This is a genomic window from Methylobacillus glycogenes JCM 2850 (genome assembly GCF_000617925.1).
Classification (GTDB): domain Bacteria; phylum Pseudomonadota; class Gammaproteobacteria; order Burkholderiales; family Methylophilaceae; genus Methylobacillus; species Methylobacillus glycogenes.
Genome location: NZ_BAMT01000001.1, coordinates 293,954 through 314,510 on the forward strand (window position 1 = coordinate 293,954; position 20,557 = coordinate 314,510).

The 20,557-nt window shown below is 54.1% G+C and carries 11 protein-coding genes and 5 pseudogenes; 9 read left to right on the forward strand and 7 right to left on the reverse strand.

Going from position 1 to position 20,557, the window contains the following annotated elements:
- Window positions 1–45: 45 nt before the first annotated feature.
- Window positions 46–183 (reverse strand): hypothetical protein, encoded by a 138-nt coding sequence (locus JCM2850_RS21535; protein WP_159105108.1) that lies wholly within the window; start codon window positions 181–183, stop codon window positions 46–48.
- 44 nt (window positions 184–227) lie between these two features.
- On the opposite strand from JCM2850_RS21535, the gene JCM2850_RS20805 reads away from it, so the two are divergent.
- The 8 genes and pseudogenes from JCM2850_RS20805 (at window position 228) to ispF (ending at window position 9,770) form a co-directional block, all read left to right on the forward strand.
- Window positions 228–1,694 (forward strand): FecR domain-containing protein, encoded by a 1,467-nt coding sequence (locus JCM2850_RS20805; protein WP_025869498.1) that lies wholly within the window; start codon window positions 228–230, stop codon window positions 1,692–1,694.
- 108 nt (window positions 1,695–1,802) lie between these two features.
- The gene (locus JCM2850_RS01410; protein ID WP_025869499.1) at window positions 1,803–4,223 is read left to right on the forward strand and encodes a TonB-dependent siderophore receptor; all 2,421 of its coding nucleotides are present in this window, start codon (window positions 1,803–1,805) and stop codon (window positions 4,221–4,223) included.
- A gap of 342 nt (window positions 4,224–4,565) precedes the next feature.
- Entirely contained in the window at window positions 4,566–4,865 is a 300-nt protein-coding gene (locus tag JCM2850_RS01415) for a hypothetical protein (protein WP_148301160.1), read from the forward strand.
- Window positions 4,866–4,893: 28 nt separating this feature from the next.
- Window positions 4,894–5,280, forward strand: coding sequence for a hypothetical protein (locus JCM2850_RS01420; protein ID WP_025869501.1), 387 nt, complete (start codon window positions 4,894–4,896; stop codon window positions 5,278–5,280).
- A 1,463-nt stretch (window positions 5,281–6,743) separates the two neighbouring features.
- Window positions 6,744–7,950, forward strand: a pseudogene (locus JCM2850_RS16320) (ammonium transporter).
- Between the two features lie 153 nt (window positions 7,951–8,103).
- The gene (locus JCM2850_RS01430) at window positions 8,104–8,490 is read left to right on the forward strand and encodes a YbaN family protein (protein WP_036265345.1); all 387 of its coding nucleotides are present in this window, start codon (window positions 8,104–8,106) and stop codon (window positions 8,488–8,490) included.
- A gap of 100 nt (window positions 8,491–8,590) precedes the next feature.
- On the forward strand, window positions 8,591–9,313 hold the full coding sequence (gene ispD / locus JCM2850_RS01435; RefSeq protein ID WP_025869503.1) for a 2-C-methyl-D-erythritol 4-phosphate cytidylyltransferase: 723 nt from the start codon (window positions 8,591–8,593) through the stop codon (window positions 9,311–9,313).
- Window positions 9,288–9,770, forward strand: coding sequence for a 2-C-methyl-D-erythritol 2,4-cyclodiphosphate synthase (ispF, locus tag JCM2850_RS01440; RefSeq protein WP_025869504.1), 483 nt, complete (start codon window positions 9,288–9,290; stop codon window positions 9,768–9,770). The genes ispD and ispF overlap by 26 nt, the downstream gene beginning before the upstream one ends.
- A 124-nt stretch (window positions 9,771–9,894) precedes the next feature.
- On the opposite strand, the pseudogene JCM2850_RS16325 reads toward ispF, so the two are convergent.
- From JCM2850_RS16325 to JCM2850_RS16335, 6 genes and pseudogenes are all read right to left on the reverse strand, one after another.
- Window positions 9,895–12,986: pseudogene (locus JCM2850_RS16325) on the reverse strand (efflux RND transporter permease subunit).
- A gap of 9 nt (window positions 12,987–12,995) precedes the next feature.
- The gene (locus tag JCM2850_RS01450) at window positions 12,996–14,135 is read right to left on the reverse strand and encodes an efflux RND transporter periplasmic adaptor subunit (RefSeq protein ID WP_025869505.1); all 1,140 of its coding nucleotides are present in this window, start codon (window positions 14,133–14,135) and stop codon (window positions 12,996–12,998) included.
- Between the two features lie 47 nt (window positions 14,136–14,182).
- On the reverse strand, window positions 14,183–15,469 hold the full coding sequence (locus tag JCM2850_RS01455; RefSeq protein ID WP_025869506.1) for a TolC family protein: 1,287 nt from the start codon (window positions 15,467–15,469) through the stop codon (window positions 14,183–14,185).
- Window positions 15,470–15,656: 187 nt separating this feature from the next.
- Window positions 15,657–16,198, reverse strand: a pseudogene (locus JCM2850_RS16330) (Smr/MutS family protein).
- A 69-nt stretch (window positions 16,199–16,267) separates the two neighbouring features.
- Window positions 16,268–17,218, reverse strand: a complete 951-nt coding sequence (gene trxB, locus JCM2850_RS01465) for a thioredoxin-disulfide reductase (protein ID WP_025869507.1) — start codon at window positions 17,216–17,218, stop codon at window positions 16,268–16,270.
- Window positions 17,219–17,281: 63 nt separating this feature from the next.
- Window positions 17,282–17,751, reverse strand: a pseudogene (locus tag JCM2850_RS16335) (Dps family protein).
- A 505-nt stretch (window positions 17,752–18,256) separates the two neighbouring features.
- Here JCM2850_RS16335 and JCM2850_RS16340 point away from each other — a divergent pair.
- A pseudogene (locus tag JCM2850_RS16340) lies at window positions 18,257–20,556 on the forward strand (DNA translocase FtsK).
- Window position 20,557: the final 1 nt, after the last annotated feature.

Consider the following 20,557-nt stretch of genomic DNA (forward strand, 5'->3'; position numbering starts at 1 on the left):
TTAAAAGCCAAATATCACGCGCAAAACATCAGCCTGGTTGGGTATTCAGGCGGAGGTGCTGTGGCCACGCTGGTTGCCGCGCGCAGGCATGACGTAGTCGGTATTATCACCATCGCGGGCAATCTCGATCATCAGTATTGGACCCAGACGCAACACGTAAGCCCCTAGTATTTGCCATGACATCCAGCAATCTCTTAAAATGAGAATCATTTTTATATTCACTCGTCATGGTCTCCCAGGAAATGCTCTCCCAGGAAAGCACGCTTACTCCACAGTCAGTTGATACGCTCTATGCCACGCACCATCAATGGCTGCGGGGCTGGTTGCGGCGTAAGCTGGGCTGTCGCGAGCAGGCGTCAGAGCTGGCGCATGATACTTTTTTGCGCATCATTGCGGCGCGTAATGCGGCGGAGATACGCGAGCCTCGCGACTATCTGGCGACAATAGCCAAAGGTCTGGTGTTTGATTTGTTCCGCAAACAGGCACTGGAGCGGGCTTATCTGGACGTGTTGTCCACTCTGCCGCAGGCGAGCTTGCCCTCCATGGAAGAGCGTGCCTTGATGTGGGAAGCTTTGCTGCAGATAGACCGCATGCTGGATGGGCTTAAGCAAGGTGCGGCAGGCATTTTTGCTTTCTCAGCTGGAAGGCCTGACTTATGCCGAGATTGCCCTCAGCTTGCAGGTGACCAAGCGCAGTGTCAGCAATTACATGACCACGGCGCTGGCGCACTGTTACGACCTGATGGAAGCACCATGACGCAGGCCTCTCAAATACGTAGCCAGGCCATAGGCTGGTATGTGCGCTTAAGTTCGGGCGAAGCAAGTGAGATTGAGCACGCGCAATGGCGCGCCTGGTATGAGGCTGATATTGATCACCAGCAAGCCTGGGCCAGGTTGCAAGGGCTGCAACAATCCTTGCAGCGCGTGCCTGCCGCCATCAGCCTGCCTACGCTGCAAGGGGTTTCGCAGGATAGGCGCTCCTTACTCAAGGGCATTGCCGTGCTGGGCATAGGCTCGGGCTTGGCTTATGGCCTGGTGCGTGAACACCCATGGTCAAACTGGCTGGCGCAATACCGTACAGGCACGGGCGAGCAGCGCGAGGTGCGCCTGGCGGATGGTTCGCAGGTGTGGCTGAACACGGCCACGGCACTGGATGTGCATTACGATAATCAGGCGCGAATGCTGAGCTTGCATGAGGGTGAGATTTTGGTGCAAACCGCCAAGGAGCATGCGGCGAGGCGGGCTTTTTATGTAGTGACCGAGCACGCGCGTATTCAGGCATTAGGCACGCGCTTTATTGTGCGCAAGCTGGCAGATGCCACCCTGGTGGCGGTGCTGGAGCATGCGGTGGAGATACGTTTAGACCATGCTTTGAGCGCTACCAGGCTGGAGGCCGGGCAGCAGGTTGTTATCCGGCATGGGCAAGTGGGGGAAATTGCCCCGGTGGATGCCAATATTGCCGCCTGGCAACAAGGCCAGATTATTGCGGTGGATTGGCCCCTGGCTGAGCTGGTGGCAGAACTGGCGCGTTACCGTAGTGGCTGGTTGCGTTGTGACCCGGCAGTGGCGGCATTGAAGGTTTCTGGCGTTTATCCTGTGCATGATACCGACAGGGCCTTGCTTGCCTTGCGCCAGTCTTTCCGGCTGAAGGTGGTTAAAACCACGCGCTATTGGGTGAGTGTGCAGGGCGTTTGAATCACCCGGTTTTGATCAGCACATAAAATATTTACGCCAAATTTTTCATCTTTTTTGGCTTCAATCGGCCCCCTGAGTAGACACCATAATTCTATTCAAGGGGAGTGTATGAAATATCCATCCAAACTATTCAAGGCCTTGCCGCTGGTGCTGGCCGTGGCAGGTGCGTTCAGCATGCATGCCAGCCCAGTGCTGGCGGCAGAGGCCGCGTCCACACAGGCGCGTGCGTTTGATATCAACCCAGGCAGCCTCACCACGGTGCTCAACCAGTTTGCCGCCACGGCCGGGGTGACTTTGTCGTTCAGCACCGCGCAGACCAACGGCCTGAATAGCGCAGGTTTGAAGGGCAGATACTCGGTGCGGCAGGGTTTTGATGCCGTGCTGGCTGGCTCTGGCCTGGAAGTGATTGAAACGGGCGAGGGCGTGTTTACCTTGCAAAAAGCCAAGCTCATGACCAATCAGCCGCATGAGGCATCGGCACTGCCAGAGATTGCCGTGCGAGGACAGCGCGGCAGTGATGAAACTGCCGTGAGTGCGGTGAAAGGCTATGTGGCCAAGCGCAGTGCCACAGGCACCAAAACCGATACCCCCATCTTGGAAACCCCGCAATCGATTACCGTGATAGGCCAGCAAGAAATGCAGACCCTGGGCGTACAAAGCCTGCAAGATGCGCTGAGCTATGCCGCTGGCGTGAGCCGGGCAGAGGGCCTGGACCGCACCACAGATAGCTTCTTTTTGCGTGGCTTTCGCACCAATGTCGGCAGCACCTATAGAGATGGCAGTTTATACACCGTCAATATCTACAACGGGCGGCAGGAAACCTATGGCCTGGAACGGATTGAGCTGCTGAAAGGCGCGGCATCTGTGCTTTATGGCAGCGCCGGGCCGGGTGGGATTATCAACACCGTGAGCAAGCGCCCGACGCTGGAGCCTTTGCGCGAGTTGAACTTTCAATTGGGTAGTTTTGATCGCAAGCAGGTGGGGGGTGATTTTGGCGGCGCACTGGATAAAGAGGGTGAGTGGTCGTATCGCCTCACCTTCTTAAAGCGCCATAGCAGCACCTTTGTGGATTACGTGCCGGATGACCGCAGCTACATTGCCCCTGCACTCAAGTGGCAACCGAGTGCCAATACTTCCCTCACCTTGCTGAGTGAATATCAAGAAGACAAAACGCGCTATGTCTATGGCCTGCCTGGCTCCGGCACTGTGTTGCCCAACCCCAATGGCAGGATAAAACGTGATTTCTTCCCCGGTGAGCCTGGTTATGACAAGTTCAACATCAAGCGTTACTCAGTGGGTTATTTGTTTGAGCATGCCTTTAGTGATCAGCTCAAGCTGAGAAACAATGTGCGCTACTACCATGCGCAAAATGAATACAACGCTGCGGATATCTGGCAATTGCAGAGTGATCAAAGAACGTCACTTTTCCGTGGCGCGCAAGACCGTGAAGATAAGTCATCGGCGGTGACTGCCGATACCTCATTGCAATACCAATTTACCCAGGGTGGCGTGCAGCACACTGCGCTGCTAGGCGTGGATGTTGCCACACTGCGGCACCAGGATAAACGCTATAACCGCGATGGCGTGGCGCTTGATCTTTATGCGCCTGTGTATGGCGGTGCTTTAAGTGATGCTGTCCCTGCGGGCAATTCAGGCATTACCAAAACCCGCCGCCTGGGCGTTTATGTGCAAGACCAAATGAAGATAGCCGAAAAATGGGTAGTGCTGCTGGGCGGGCGTTATGACACCGTGCGCGAAGATGGCAAGGCCTTGTTTACGGGTGAAAAATGGGCAGACGATGAAAAAAGCTACGCCTTCACTGGACGCGCAGGCCTGGTGTACCTGGCAGACAATGGCCTAGCGCCCTTTATCAGTTACAGCGAATCGTTTGAACCCACCACAGGTACTGACCGCACTGGCAGCCGTTTCAAGCCTACCGAAGGCAAACAGATAGAGGTGGGGGTGCGCTATCAACCCAGCGGCTCGGAAACCTTGCTGTCCGCTGCGGTGTATCAGCTGACGCGTGAAAACGTTACCGTGACTGACCCTGTGGATACCGATTTTTCCATGCAGACGGGCAAGGCGAGATCCAAAGGCCTGGAGCTTGAGGCGCGTACACGTGTTGGCCAGCATGCCAACCTGATAGCCGCGTATGCCTACACCGATGCGCGCACCCTGCAGGCCAGCCCATTGCAGCCAGCGCAAGAAGGGCAGCGCCTGGATAGTGTGCCGTTTAACCAGCTTTCTCTATGGGGTGACTACAGCCTGGCGGCTTTTGCACTGCCTGATTTGAAAATAGGTGCGGGTGTGCGCTATGTAGACGAAACCCGCGGCATGGGGCAGGGCAGCGCTGTAAGCGTACCGTCCTTCACCTTGCTGGATGCCATGGCAAGCTACACCACAGGCGCTTGGAGATTGGCCTTGAACATCACCAACCTGACGGACAAAACCTATATTGCCAGCTGCACCTACGGCTGCTTCTATGGCGAGCCGCGCAAGGCGGTGGTTTCAGCGACTTATCGCTGGTAACTAATCGCGCTGCGCCGTAAATAAAAAGCACTCTTTGGAGTGCTTTTTTATTGCTTACTGTAGGGAGGTAGGAAGTTTGACGTAGCGCTTGATTTAAAATCAGTGCTTTGGGATAAAGTTGTTAGAATTTCGCTGGAAAAGAATCAGGTTTGGACGTAATCAAAAGCACTCCTTGGAGTACTTTTTATTTGCTTTCTTTGGGGATATAGGTCTTACTATGGGCGGGACAATTAATCACGCGCTCTTCAATTTTCCCTGATTATTTTGGCAGACATATTGGCAAGGTAACTAGTGAGTTCAGTATTTCTGATCCTGAAAAAATCTGTACTTGGGAGCAAATAAATGAAAGATGTGGAATATGAGGGCCTAAAAAAATTCATGGGCTTATTCTATGAATTTTGCATGGTCAAGCCATCTCATCGCCCAGAAAGTCATCCTCTTATCGTGCTGGAAAGGCTGGAAAAGCAGTCACGCTTGCAGGCAAAGCGCGGGCTTGAGATGGCGATTAATGACTGCATCGAGTATTCCAATGAATGGAATCCCGACATTGTTGCCATGGCGGATAAGCTGTTCGTGCTGAATGGCGCACCCTCGCTAACGGAGGTTAGAGCGAAATACTCGCGTAGGTATACTAATCAATAAAACGGATATCAATAAAGGGGACTGCGCAATGTCAGACTATGCAAAGTTTGTCGATAGCCATCTAACGTCAATACGGTGCTACGAAAAAGAGAAACGGGTTGAGTTAGCGTTTGTTCTCTCAAGTGGTGCCGACTGCCTTATGGCGGTAGACGGATTAGACCGAATGCTTATTCATGAAATGCGTGAGCAAAACATTGTTGAGAAGGTTGACGTGTATGACTTCACATGCAGCGAGGACGATATGGGATGGGCTGTTGAGATGCTAACTACTCCCGGGGAGAAGGTAGATCCAATTCCATTTGAGCCGGTGATTCGATCGGTCATGAATAGTATTGCCAAGGGAGAGCAAGTACTACTGGCGATTACTCCTGTCTATGGTGCCATGGTTCTTGCACTTGCCGCGCAAGTTTCTTAAGTTGGCGTCGGCCGCATCTCGTCCTTATCCTGATAGTGTTTCATCTGTGCCGCGGAAGAATCCGCCTTAGTACAACCCCTCCGCAGAAAGCGCTAGTATGCGGCGCACGCGGGGGAGTCCCCTCAGCACCTCCCCTCAATCACACATTACGCAACCTTACGGTTTACCATAAAGCCCGCTACGACTGGCTTTTAAATAAAAAACCGCCTCCTTGATGCATTGCGCGTGCTTCTGGGGGCAGCTCAATTTCTAGCTGATCAGGCGATCATTGGTCGACTGGCACGAGAGCCGACTGGTATTCTGATATTGGGTATAGGTATTCATCGCTTGAAATGGTAGCTACCCTTTTTGAAGCCGCTCACTTATTGTCTTAGATAGATGCAGCTCTAATGGGGGGCGGAAGTAAGACCGTACTCCACCAGAGAGTTCGGGCGTGAAAAGTACGATGGCGCCATTTCAGTTCTGATTGATGAGCAGAAGGCCGAAAGCATGCTTGTCACAATACGAAACGAATTTTCTGCGGGCTTGGTTGCCTTTATTGGCACCACTAGAAGTCTAGCAACTCCCCGGCTAAGGGTGTTGAGCTTGTCGCTGGGCATGAGTAAGGGCCACTCGGCATAATGGAATATGTGCTTATCCTATTGGTAAGCATCACATAGTCCGTGTAACCAAACTAAATAATATTGAAAGGAGATAGTGGTGGAAGTAATAAAAAAAGGTTGGCATGGAGAGTACAAGCCATTAGATCTGATATTTGCGTTGATATTTTTTCAATTGTTTTTGTCATCATTATTTTCGTCATTCTAAAAACAACAAATTCATTATCAAGTGCAACATTATTGCTAGCGCCTTTGTATGTATTTAGTTATGTCGTCAGCATTTGGTTTTCGGTCGCCCTCTGGAGAGGATCTGAGCAATCAGTGTTATGGTGGAAATTTATTGTTAGAGGCTTGGTGATTTACGCATGGATATCAACTCTTCTGAAATGGCTTAGTTGAATGTTGTTTAAATGGGATTAAATTCTTTCTTCAATTGTTATGCAGTGAAGAATTCAAATATAAAAGATCGCAATTGCGGTCTTTTATATTTTTAAATGTTTCAAGTCCATCCTTTGCTGTGTGATAAGCAAATAGGATGTATCGCTGCGAAATAGGATGGGGTGCAAGGGTGCGGGAGCTTATGACAACAACATTCTTGTAACCATTTGAGTTCAATGGAAACCACCATGGCAACTTATGGTAACAAAATGACAAGTTGAAATTGATCCTACAAAAATGCGCCAAGCGACCTAGCTGAGTCTTTACACAAAATTGCACTTAATTAGTGCAATGCACAATGTGTAGCACATATTTAGTGCATCCCTTAATCTCCGCTCAAATAAAACCCTTATAAAACAAAGTCATCAGTCGTGGCGTGGTTTTTGCTATATCTCTGTCGCTATAAAACTAGATGGAGGAGATGCAATGGACAACTTACAGTCAGGAAATGACGTATTTTTTATATTGATGGGCGCCATTATGGTGCTTGCCATGCATGCAGCTTTGCCTTTCTTGAGGTTGGCACGGTGCGGCGAAAAAACCAGGTGAATGCCCTGGTGAAAATCATGGTGGACTTTGCAGTGTCTACCATTGCCTATTTCTTTGTTGGCTATGGCGTGGCCTACGGCGTGCACTTTATGCAGGGGGCGGAAGCACTGGCGGTGCAAAACGGCTATGGTCTGGTCAAGTTCTTCTTTTTACTCACATTTGCTGCGGCTATTCCGGCGATTATCTCTGGCGGCATTGCTGAGCGCGCGCGTTTTAATCCGCAATTGGCAGCCACTTTTGCCATTGTTGGTCTGGTGTATCCCTTCTTTGAAGGCATAGCTGGAACGGCCACTTTGGCGTACAAGCCTGGCTGGAAGCCACATTCGGCGCGCCATACCATGACTTTGCGGGTTCTGTTGTCGTGCACGCCATGGGCGGCTGGATTGCGCTGGCGGCAGTGCTGCTGCTAGGGCCACGTTTGGGGCGCTATAGCAAGGATGGTCGTTTGCATGCTTTCCCGCCTTCGAGCATTCCTTTCCTTGCACTGGGTGCCTGGATACTCACCGTGGGCTGGTTTGGTTTTAACGTGATGTCTGCGCAAACAGTAAATGCGGTGACTGGTCTGGTGGCGCTGAATTCGCTGATGGCCATGGTAGGTGGCACGCTTGCCGCCTTGTTGGCAGGTAGAAACGACCCTGGTTTTGTGCACAACGGCCCGCTGGCTGGTCTGGTGGCCATCTGCGCAGGTTCAGATGTGGTAAACCCTTTGGGCGGTTTGATCATTGGCTTGGTGGCGGGTGCGGTGTTTGTCTGGACTTTCACACTGACACAAAACCGCTGGAAGATTGATGATGTGCTTGGTGTCTGGCCGCTGCACGGGATTTGTGGCGCCTGGGGTGGTGTAGCTGCTGGTATCTTTGGTGCCACTGCACTGGGTGGCATGGGCGGTGTCAGTCTGGTTTCGCAGTTGTTGGGCACTGCGCTGGGCATCACGGTGGCCTTGGTCGGTGGCTTTGCTGTCTATGGGGCCATCCGCTTCTTTATCGGCCTGCGACTCGATGCGGAAGAGGAGTTCAATGGTGCTGATCTTTCCATCCATAAAATTGCTTCTACGCCAAATCTGGCGGCAGGGCAGGATGAGTAATACCCTGCCAGCTTCCAGCATCAATTTGCTCGGATTAAAACCACTCTGAGTTTGAAGACATGTTCATGCCCTGCAACTGCAGTGGCATGGACAGCTGGTTGAGGCAGCGGCTGGCATGGTATCTTGCAGGTGTTTCCCATTCATTGATGTTCCATGCTCGAGCAAACCAAGACCATACTCTGGCGCATTCTTGCGGTTATCTCCCTGATACTCGGTGTTATCGGCGCATTTCTGCCCATCATGCCTACCGTGCCATTCGTGTTGGTAGCGGCCTGGGCAGGCGGGCAGGGCTGGCCAGAGCTTGAGCGTTATTTGCTCAACCATCCACGCTATGGCCAGCACATTCGCCAATGGCGTGAAAATGGTGCGGTGTCACGCAAGGCCAAGTGTTTTGCGGTGTTTATGATGTCGTGCAGCAGTATCATGCTGTGGTTTTCGCCTGCGCCACTTTGGAGCAAATGGGCGGTAAGCCTGACCATGGCGGCAGTGGCTATCTGGCTGGTGCTGCGTCCAGAACCCGTATCTTCCAATCAGGTCTGAAAACAGCGCTTGAGCATTTCGCTCACATTCCCTCGCCACTGATCCCGGCATGAGCTGATCCAGCCTCAAGCCCGGCTGTGCCCATGCTAAAATCCCGCCCATGTCTTCATTTCATGTCCTGATTCCTGCTGCCGGGAGTGGTAGCCGCATGGGGGCTGCCTTACCCAAGCAGTATTTGCCTTTGCTCGGCAAGCCCTTGATTGCGCATACCCTGGCGGTGTTTGAAGCTGCCGCCCGTATCAACTCCATTCATGTTGTCATCAGCGCTGATGATGCCTTGTGGGATGAGCTGCATATCGAAACTAGCCCACGAGTTAGTCTGCACCGTTGTGGTGGGGCCAGCCGGGCAGAAACTGTGCTGAATGGCTTGCACGCCATGGCTGGGCAGTGGCAGGAGGATGATTGGGTGCTGGTGCATGACGCCGCACGCCCAGGCTTGAGCCAGGCCAGTTTGACGCGGCTGCTAGACACTTTGCAGGACGATGACACTGGCGGCTTGCTGGCGATTCCGCTCGCAGATACGCTCAAGCGTGCTGATCAGGCGCAGCGTGTAGCGCGCACCGAGCCGCGTGAGCAACTCTGGCAGGCGCAAACACCGCAGATGTTCCGCTATGGCTTGTTGAAGCAAGCCTTGCAGCAGGCGGGTGGGGTGCCCACTGATGAAGCTCAGGCCGTAGAGGCTTTAGGCTTAAGCCCACGGCTGGTGACGGGTGAGTTACGCAATCTCAAGATTACTTTTCCGCAGGATTTGGCCATAGCGAGGCTATCCTGCTTGCAGATGCCAAGGAGAATTCAGCATGATCAGAATAGGCAGCGGTTTTGATGTACATCAATTGGTGGAAGGGCGTCCTTGCATCATAGGCGGGGTGGATATTCCTTTTGCCAAGGGCCTCAAAGGGCATTCCGATGCTGATGTGTTGCTGCACGCCATCAGCGATGCCTTGTTGGGGGCGGCGGCACTGGGCGATATAGGCAAGCACTTCCCGGATACGGACGAGCGCTTCAAGGGTGCGGATTCGCGCGTGTTGCTGCGTCATGTGGTGAAGCTGCTCAAGGCTAAGCATTACAGCATCAATAATATCGATGCCACCATCATGGCCGAAGCGCCCAAGATGGCACCGCATATCCATGATATGTGCGTCAACATCGCCAGCGATTGCAACCTGCCGCTGGACTGTGTCAACGTCAAAGCCACCACCACGGAAAAGCTGGGTTTTACCGGGCGAGGCGAGGGCATTGCGGCACAGGCAAGCTGTTTGATACAACGTATTCAAATCTAGGCTGCAAATCTAGCAGCCTAGATTTGACTGGAAAGTATGGCTGGCAAGTATGGCTTGGCCATATCAGGTAAACAAAAACCCGACCTAGGTCGGGTTTTTTGTTTGCCTATGAGATGCTGAAGTCTTATTCCTTGTCGTTGCGCCCACCATCCGAGAAGTAGGGGTAGAGCAAGGGCAGCAACAGCAGGGTAAACAAGGTAGCCGATACCAGGCCGCCCACAATCACCACGGCAAACGGGCGCTGGGTTTCCGAGCCTATGCTGTGTGACAGCGCAGCAGGCAGCAAGCCCAGGCCCGCCATCAGCGCGGTCATCATGATAGGGCGCAAGCGTGCTACCGCACCTTCTATCACCGCCTTGGATAAATCTTCGCCCTCACGCATCAGGTGTTTGATCTGCTCCACCATAATGACGCCGTTCTGTACCGATACCCCGGCCAGGGCAATAAAACCTACCGCCGCCGAAACTGAAAGATGCAGCCCCGCCAACCCCAGCGCCGCCAGGCCACCTATCAAAGTGAAAGGGATCATCAGCAGCACCAGCAGGGCATTGCGTATGGACTTGAAGGCCATAAACAGCAGCACAAAAATCAGCAGCAAGGACAAAGGCACAATGACTTGCAGACGTTTCATGGCGCGTTGCTGGTTTTCAAACTGGCCGCCCCAGGTCATGGTGTAGCCGGGCGGCAGTTTGACCTGCTGTTTAACCTTGTCCATGGCCTCGGCCACAAAGCTGCCTGATCGCGATTGATCAGGTTGGCCTTGATGGCGACAATGCGCGAGACACCCTCGCGGCTAACGCGGGAAGCGCCCTGTTTGATGCTGATGTCTGCCACTTCTCCCAGTGATGGTGCCCGCACCGTCAGGCAGGCTACTGGCAGCTCGGAGATATCATCCACGCCATCGCGGTATTGCCGTTCCAGGCGCAGGGTGACATCAAAACGTCTATCCCCATCATAGAAGGTGTTGGCAGCGCTGCCAGCCAGCGCGGTTTGCAGGGTGGTGTTAACGTCGTTGACCGTCATGCCGTAGCGGGCCAGCTTGGCTCTATCCAGCGTGATATCCAGCTCGGAGTTACCCGAAATACGGATAGCGGCCACATCGCTGGCACCTTGTATGCTGTTGAGCACATCCACCACCTGATCGGCCTTGTCTTCCAGCAGGGCCAGGTCAGGGCCAAAGATCTTCACCGAAATCTCACCCTTAACGCCGGATAAAGCCTCTTCAACGCTATCCTGTATCACCTGCGAGAAGTTGGTGGGAATGCCGGGGATGGTGTGTATCTTGGCTGAGATGCTCTCAATCAGCGCTTCCTTGCTGGCAAATTTCCACTCTTGCCTGGGCTTGAGGTCAGCGAGGATTTCGATATTGTTCGGCCCTTTGGGGTCGGTGCCATCATCGGGGCGGCCAACATGGCTGACCACCAGGTTAACCTCTTGATAGCTCTTGAGAATCTTGCGCACATGACGCTCGACCTCCTTGGTTTTTTCCAGCCCGGTGGAAGGTGGCAGGCTGATGGTGAGCCAGATATTGCCTTCATCCAGCTTGGGCAGAAACTCCGACCCCAGGCGTGGTGCCAGCACCAAAGAAATCACCAGCAACACCACTGAAGCACCCGCCAGCGGCCAACGCAAAGGAGCGCAGCGCAGCAACAAGCTACGATAGCCTTCCTGCACTTTGTGCATCCAGCCGCTATGCTTTTCTGCCATATCTTCACGCTTCATGGTGTAAGACAGCAGCGCGGGCACCAGGGTCAGCGTCAGTAAAATGGCCCCTAGCAGCGCAAAACTCAGCGTGAACGCCATGGGTGAGAAGATTTTGCCCTCTACGCGCTGGAAAGTGAAAATAGGCAGGAAGGCCAGAATGATAATGGCCTTGGAGAACAATATAGGCCTGCCCATTTCCACCGCAGTCTGCTTCAAGGTATGCAGACGCCAGCCATAGGTGGCCTGTTGCGGCAGGCGCTCGGTTTGCGCCACGGCCAGCCGCACCATTAGCGCCTCTACCAGCACCACGGCGCTGTCTATGATGATGCCGAAGTCCACCGCGCCCAGCGAGATCAGATTAGCCGAAACCCCGCGTATATCCATGATGACAAAGGCAAACAGCAGCGATAAAGGAATCACCGAAGCCACAATCAAGGCAGCGCGCCAGTTGCGCAGGAAAACGATCAGGATGGTGACGACCAGAAGCGCACCTACCACCAGATTTTCGGTGACGGTATGCACTGTGTGGGCAATCAGCGTGGTGCGGTCATAGAAGGGGGCGACACGTACCCCGGGCGGCAACTTGGCGTTGATTTCATCCACCTTGGTGCGCAAGGCTTCAATCACGCGTGCCGGGTTCTGGCCCTTGTTCATGATGACAATGCCTTCAACCACATCGTCCCTGTCATTGAAGGCCACAATGCCTGAGCGTGTGCGGTCACCGATTTCAACCTTGCCGATATCGCTGACCAATATGGGTTTGCCGCCACGCGCATCAATCACGGTATTGGCAATGTCATCCAGATTCTTGTATAGCCCTATACCGCGCACCACCAAATCTTCGTCGCCACGGTGCATCAGGCCACCGCCTACATTGCTGCTATTGCCACTCAGCGCCTGGTTGACCTGGTCAACGGTGATATCGTTTTTCTTCAGCAGGTAAGGGTCCAGCCTGACCTGATATTCCTTGATGCTGCCGCCAAAGCTGGTGATATCGGCCACGCCAGGCACGGTGCGCAGCATGGGCACAATCTGCCAATCCTGAATCGCACGTATCTCGCGCTGCGGCATATCCTTGGGTGCTTCCACCAGATAACGGAAAATCTCGCCTACCGCAGTGGAAAGCGGGGCCAGAGTAGGCTGGTATTGCGCTGGCAAATCTGCGCCCTGCAATCTTTCCAGCACTTGCTGGCGTGCAAAATAATCGTCGGTTTTCTCGGAGAAGGTCAGGGTGATGACAGATAGCCCAGTAATGGATACCGAGCGCATCTGGGAAAGATGCGGTACGCCACTCATTTCATGTTCTATGGGTAGCGTCACCACGCGTTCAACTTCTTCAGGTGCCAGCCCCGGCACCTGTGTCACTATGCCTACATGCACATCCTCTACATCGGGGAAGGCCTCAATCGGCATGTTCTCCACGGCAAAGTAGCCAGCAATAATCAGCACCAGGGTAGCTAGAAGCACAAACACGCGCTGCTGCAGGGAAAACGTAATCAGTTTGTCTAGCATGGCCAGCCCTTATTTACCTGCAGCAAGTTCGGAATTGAGCAGAATGGCACCTGAAGTCACCAGGCGTTCACCCTGGTTCAGGCCCTGCTTGATCGTGGCAAAGTCTCGGCCTTGCACATCCAGCGTGACACGGCGTTTTTTGATATGGCCTGGCGCTATCTCAACAAACACATAGCTATACAAACCCTCGGTAATCAGCGCGCTATTGGGGATGCGGATCACCATGCGCTGGTCCTGTGCCAACAGGGTAATACGCGCATACATCTCAGGCTTGAGCTTGCCTTTGCTTTCCACCGAGCAACGGATAGGGATGCGGCGTGTGGCCGGGTCTATCATGCCGCCTATGGATAACACCTTGCCTGTGAAGCTTTCACCTGGGTAGGCATCGACTTCCACGCTGATGGCTTGGCCCACGCCCACCTTGCCCAAGTCACGCTCCGGCAGATCAATATTGGCCCACAAATGCGTGGGGTCGGTGATGATGAATAAGGGGCTGGCGGCATCTGGTCTGACTTCATTGCCAGGGTTGACTTGACGGTCAACAATCACGCCGCTCAATGGCGCACGCAGGGTGTAATTGTCGCTGCTGTTGCGGCTGGCACCCAGGTTGTTGAGCCTGGCGTTGGCACGGGCAGTCTCAGCGGCGGCTTCATCGAGGTCGGCCTTGCTGGCTTCCAGCTCCTTGTGCGGAATCACGCCACCCTCCAGCAGCATGCGGCTGCGTTCAAAGGCCTGTTTCTTCAATTCCAGCTCGGCCTGTGCTTTGCGGGCGTCAGCCACGGCACTGCCCAGGTCGGGCGAGTCCATGGTCATTAATACCTGACCTGCCTTGACGCTATCACCATTCTCGGCGCTGATCTTGAGCGCTCTGCCCACCACCGGGGAGCTGATACGCGCGGTGTAGTTTTCATTAAAGACAATCTTGCCGTTCAGGGCCGGGGCGGCAGGGGCGGGCACCAGCGTCACGGTATCTATCTTCAGGTTAGCCAGTTGCGGTGAATCTTTGGCCAGTATCACTTCATCGCGTGGTGTGGGCGCGGGTGTGGCCTTGGCGGGCTGGGTTTTTTCTGCAGCCAGGCTGGGGAGGGCAATGCACTGGGCCATCAATGCCAGGCAGGTAGCAGCAAGCAAAAGCGGTTGACGCATCATGGTTCTTTCTTGGTGTTGTCTTGGTGTTTTCTTTGTGAGGCTGTGATTTAGCGGGCGTCGCTGATATTCAAGGCCGCACGCCAGTTGGCCAATGATTTTGCATAATCGGCATGGGCAGTGGCGGCATCAATCTGCAAGGCACGCAGCACGCGGCGCGCATCCAGCAAATCGGTCACGCCCATGGCGCCATGCTGATAGGCAAACTCGGCCGCTTGCGCGGTTTTTTCGGCTTCTATCATCATGTTCTGGTCATAGCGCTGGGCTTTTTCCAGCGCAGCTTCGAGGTCGGCACGTGCGCGGGTAAGCTCACCCATGGCATTTGCGCGTATGCGCTCCTCGGCCTCCATGGCGGTGGTGTAATCCACCTCGGCCCGCGCAATCTCGCCTTGATATTGATATCCGGTGAACAAAGGAATGCTAAAGCCTGCGCCCACCGTGTTGCGGCTGTCGTTGGGGTAATGCTCGTATTGCAGGCCTATGGTGATATCGCGTGTGGTCTGCGCCTGCGCCAGCTTGCGATTGTCATTGGCCTGCTGAATACGGGCCATGGCGGCCTGCACATCGGGGCGTTGCTCTAATACGCTATCGCTGACGATATCCTGCGCCTGGTTTAGGTCTGGCCAGGTATCGCGGATCACAATACGTCTGGCCTGTTGTTCTTGCCCCAGCAGGTAAGCTAGGTCGGCCTGGGCTTTTTCTTTCTCGGCCCTGGCCTGGCGCAGCTCATTTTGCGCACGCAATACATCAATGCGTATACGCGCAGCGTCGGTGGCGGAGATATCACCTGCCTTGAGTCTTAGTTCAGCCGCGCTCAGCATATTGTCGTACAGCGCCTGATTGCTAGAGAGAATCTGCTCGCTTTGCTGCGCCAGTAACAAGTCATAGTAAGCGCCGTAGAAAACTCGCTTTTGCTGACGCAGGCTATCGCTGAGATCCAGCTCGCTGGCCTGCACTGCGTCCTCGGCTACCGCCATGCGCAGGCCACGCTTGTTGCCACGCTCTATGGGCTGTTCTATGCGGGCGATAGTATCCAGCGTGCGGTCATTGAGGCCGCCACGACCATTATTGCCATTGAGCTTGAAGTTGTTGGAGTTGAGCGAGAAAGTGGGGTTGGGGCGCTGAGCTGCGGTGAGGGTGTCGGCTTTGGCGCCCTCCAGCATGCGGCGGGAAAGCAGGAGTTCGCGGCTATTGCTATTAAAGAGTTCACTGGCCCTGGCCAGGGTGAGGCTATCAAGTTCCGCCTGGGCAGCTAGGCTATTGCTGTCAGCCGCCAGCGCGGGGTGGTGCAGAGCTAAAAGTACCAATCCGGTACACGTCAGAAGACGCCACTGCATAGGATGAAACTCACTTTCTGTTCATACACCCTGGGGTGCGATGCATAGTAAACGCGAGAATTACGCTTTAGTTTACAGCTGAGCAGACTTTATTTTTTTAAGGCTTATCAGTGATATTTTCAAGTTATTACAATTGCTTAACTGGCTCTACTTTAATTAAATTCTTGTCGTTAATCCAGAGCTTTGCTCAAGCTTTGAGCAAGACAATAACAGCTCCGCTGCCACCATCTTGCTGCCGCGCCTGAGCATAGGCAATGACCTCATCTTTTTGCATTAGCCAGCTGCGTAATTTGTGCTTGAGCACAGGTTCACGGTTGCGTGAACTCAAGCCCTTGCCATGAATAATGCGCACGCAGCGTATGCCACGTTTTTTGCTGTGCGCCAGAAACTCGGCCACGCTGAGCCTGGCTTCATCGCTGATCAGCCATGCAAGTCCAGCGCAGCCTGCACCACCCAATGACCACGGCGCAGTTTGCTGAGGATATCGGGGGCATGACCATCACGCAGGTAAAGCAGCTCCTCGCCACTTTCCAGTTCATGGGCGGGGATATAGTCATCACTGAGAGAGTCGGCGAGTGCCTGACGTTCGTCACGCAAAAACTGCCGGGGAATGGGCTTGGGTGGAGGGGGGGTGTGGTTCAGCCGTGAGACGGGTTTTAATGGTCGAGCGCCATCAACTGCTGCAAGGAACAGTGCATTGGCGTCGTTGTCGTCGTCGTGATCTGTCATGGTGATCCACCATCGCTTTGCTGCCGCTAACAGGGTATTCCCGCAGGCCAGGCCTGCGGGAAAAACACATTAGGCGATCTGATCCAGGTAACGCTCGGCATCCAGTGCCGCCATACAACCAGTGCCAGCACTGGTGACTGCCTGACGGTAGATATGATCCTGCACATCACCAGCCGCAAACACGCCAGGGACGCTGGTCGCAGTGAAGTTACCTTCACGCCCGGCCTTGGTGACGATATAGCCACCTTCCATCTCTAGCTGACCTTCAAAGATATCAGTGTTGGGCTTGTGACCAATCGCGATGAATACGCCCTTGAGCGCGATATCCTTGGTGGCGCTGCCGTTGGCATCCTTGAGGCGCATCCCGGTCACACCAGTTTCGTCACCCAGCACTTCGTCCAGGGTCTTGAAAGTTTCCAGCACAATACGACCTTCCTTGACGCGCTCCATGAGCTTGTCTACCAGAATAGCCTCAGCCTTGAACTTGTCGCGTCGGTGTACCAGGGTCACTTTGCTGGCGATATTGGCCAGGTAAAGTGCTTCTTCAACTGCGGTATTGCCACCACCGATCACGGCAACTTCCTGGTTGCGATAGAAGAAACCATCGCAAGTAGCGCAGGCGGAAACACCCTTGCCAGCAAAGGCTTCCTCTGAGGGCAGGCCCAGATATTTGGCCGAAGCACCAGTGGCGATAATCAAGGCATCACAGGTGTATTCACCGGAATCGCCGATCAGGCGGATAGGCTTTTCATCGAGCTTGGTGGTGTGGATATGATCAAAGATCATTTCCGTGTTGAAGCGCTCGGCATGCTTCTGGAAGCGCGCCATCAACTCGGGGCCTTGAACGCCATCGGCATCCGCAGGCCAGTTATCCACCTCGGTGGTGGTCATCAGTTGCCCACCCTGGGCAATACCGGTGATCAACACAGGCTTGAGATTGGCGCGCGCTGCATAGACAGCGGCAGAATAACCTGCTGGGCCAGAGCCCAGAATCAGCAGGCGTGCATGTTTTGTTGCCATACAGTGAATACTCCTGAGTAATGCGTGAGTTAAAGCCGCATTGATAATAAAAACTGCGAGATATTAGGGTTTTTCCAGCAGGCTGCGCAACATCCATGCGGTTTTTTCATGGATTTGCAGACGCTGGGTCAGCAAGTCGGCCGTGGCTTCATCCGAGGCTTTTTCCGCAATCGGGAACACGCTACGTGCAGTACGCACCACGCTTCGTGGCCAGATACCAAGGCCTTGATCATATCCTGGGCATGAGGCACGCCCTCGGACTCTTCAATGCTGGTGAGCTTGGCAAATTCTTTGTAAGTACCGGGCGCAGGGAAGTCCAGGGAGCGGATACGCTCGGCAATCTGGTCTACCGCGGTCCACAACTCGTTATATTGCTCTTCAAACATAAGATGCAGCGTGCGGAATTGCGGGCCGGTGACATTCCAGTGGAAATAATGGGTCTTGAGGTAAAGCGTGTACGTATCCGCGAGGAAGCGCGACAAACCATCGGCAATTTTCTTGCGATCTTTTTCACTGATGCCTATATCTACCATCTTATTCTCCTGTTATTGATGCCTGTTATAGAGGTGAGTGCAAGTTGAAGTCCAGCCAACATCCGGGCTATGGGCGCGATTGCTGGCCTTGAGTTAGTTGCTGACCATGATGGCAAACCTTGGTTTCGCTTACACCTTAAAATAAAGCCTAGGCCATTAAAAACCAGTCACTTGCTGCGAGTGCGACTGATTGGCCATGCTCAGCTACTTTCGAGGTGGGGTTTGCTCATGGCTTTTCAAGTCATGTCCGTCAGTTTAGGCGGCGGCATGACCAAGTGCAAATTGATTGTATTTATGGCTCTGATAGACAATTCTGATCAACTTGCACTCTCCAGCTTGGCTATAACTAAGGTCTTAACTAAGGTGTTAAGGCGAGCTGCTTGTGCTGCCAAGTGTAAAGCTCCGCTATAAACACAAGCTGAAGAGTTGTACTGCTTGCAGAGCCAGCTGGGGTTAAGCTGCTATAATCGGGCAAGCTCAACTTTGCTCCGGGTCTTGAATTATCTTGTTCTTCCAGAAAAAAAGCGCGCCTCTCAATAGCCGTCGTCAAGCTGAACCTGCTGCCACCCCAGGAATAGTCAAGGAAGCCTGGTGGCTAGGGCTGGTCGTGGTCGGCCTTTATCTCACCCTGATCCTGTTTACCTATCACAGCGATGACCCCTCCTGGTCGCACAGCACCAGTGACGGCGATATCACGCAGAACGCAGGCGGCGCACTGGGTGCCCATTTTTCCGATATCCTGCTTTACCTGTTTGGCTTCTCCGCCTGGTGGTGGGTAGTGCTGGCGTTTTACGCCATGTGGCTAGTCTACTTGCGCCTGGAAGCAGTAGACGCCGAGCATAAGCCCCTGATCTGGCTCAACCTGGGCGGCTTTGTCACCTTGCTGCTTTCCTCAGCGGCGCTTGAGGCCGGGCATTTCCATGCGCTGGCGGTTGAGCTGCCTTTATCGGCTGGCGGCATGCTGGGCAAGTCTGTAGACGCAGGCTTGCAGGCCTTGCTGGGCTTTGCTGGCTCTACCTTGCTGCTGCTGCTAACGCTGGCGGTAGGTTTCAGCCTGTTCACAGGCTGGTCATGGATCACCATTGCCGAAAGACTGGGTGCTGGCCTGGAGTTCAGTTATCACTATGTGCTGGAGCGCTGGCAGGATTACCAGGATAGAAAGCTGGGCAAAGTGGCCGAGCAAAAGCGCAATGAGTTTGTAGATCACGAACGCAAGCGCACTGAAGACAGGCAGCCAGTGCAGATTGAAGTGCCGCCTACTTTTGAGATTGTCAAAAGCGAGCGCGTGCAGAAGGAAAAGCAAACCCCCTTGTTTGAAACCTTGCCAGATTCACCCTTGCCACCATTGCATCTCTTGGATGAACCAGTGGCGTGGTGGAGGTGCAGTCTGCCGAAACGCTGGAATTTACCTCACGCTTGATAGAGCGCAAGCTCATGGACTTTGGCATTGAGGTCAAGGTGGTGACCGCATTGCCTGGCCCGGTAATTACACGCTATGAAATTGAGCCAGCCGCCGGGGTCAAGGGCAGTCAGGTAGCCAATCTGTCCAAGGATTTGGCGCGGGCCTTGTCCGTAGTCAGTGTGCGTGTGGTTGAAACCATCCCCGGCAAGATTTATATGGGTCTGGAAATTCCCAACCCCAAACGCCAGGTGGTGTTTCTCTCTGAGATTCTGGGTTCACAGGTGTATGCCGATGTCAGCTCACCGCTGGCGATTGCCATGGGCAAGGATATTGCGGGCAAACCTGTAGTGGCGGATTTGGCCAAGATGCCCCACGTACTGGTCGCGGGTACTACCGGCTCAGGTAAATCAGTGGCGATTAACGCCATGATCTTGAGCCTGGTGTACAAGGCAGAGCCAAGCAAGGTGAGACTGATTCTGATAGACCCGAAAATGCTGGAGCTTTCAGTCTACGACGCCATTCCACATTTGCTGGCGCCAGTCATTACCGATATGCGCCAGGCTGGCAATGCGCTGAACTGGAGCGTGGCCGAGATGGAACGCCGCTACAAGCTGATGTCCACGCTGGGCGTGCGTAACCTGGCTGGCTATAACCAGAAAATCCGTGATGCGGCCAAGGAAGGCGCTTCCATCCCGCATCCATTCAGCCTGACGCCGGATGAACCAGAGCCGCTGGAAGAATTGCCGCTGATTGTGGTGGTAATTGATGAATTGGCCGACCTGATGATGGTGGTAGGCAAAAAGGTGGAAGAACCCATTGCACGTCTGGCACAAAAGGCCCGAGCCTGCGGCATACACTTGGTGGTGGCGACACAGCGGCCTTCTGTTGATGTGATTACAGGTTTGATTAAGGCCAATATCCCCACCCGCGTGGCTTTCCAGGTTTCCAGCAAGATAGATTCGCGCACCATTCTTGACCAGATGGGGGCGGAAGCACTGTTGGGTCAGGGCGATATGCTGTATCAGCCGCCTGGCTCCAGCAATCCGCAACGTGTGCACGGCGCGTTTGTTTCCGATCAGGAAGTGCATAGAGTGGTGGAACACCTCAAGCTGCAAGGCGAGCCCAACTATATAGAAGGCATACTCACTGGCGGTAGCGAAGAGGGTGTTGAAGGCGGCGAGCTGGGTGAGGGCGGCGGTGGCGGCGAAGCAGACCCCTTGTATGACGAGGCGGTAGCCATTGTGCTGAAATCGCGCCGTGCCTCCATCTCCTCGGTACAGCGCCAGTTACGCATAGGCTATAACCGCGCCGCGCGCCTGATTGAAGAAATGGAACGTGCCGGGCTGGTCAGTGCCATGCAAAGCAATGGCAACCGCGAGGTTATTGCACCCAATAACGACTAGG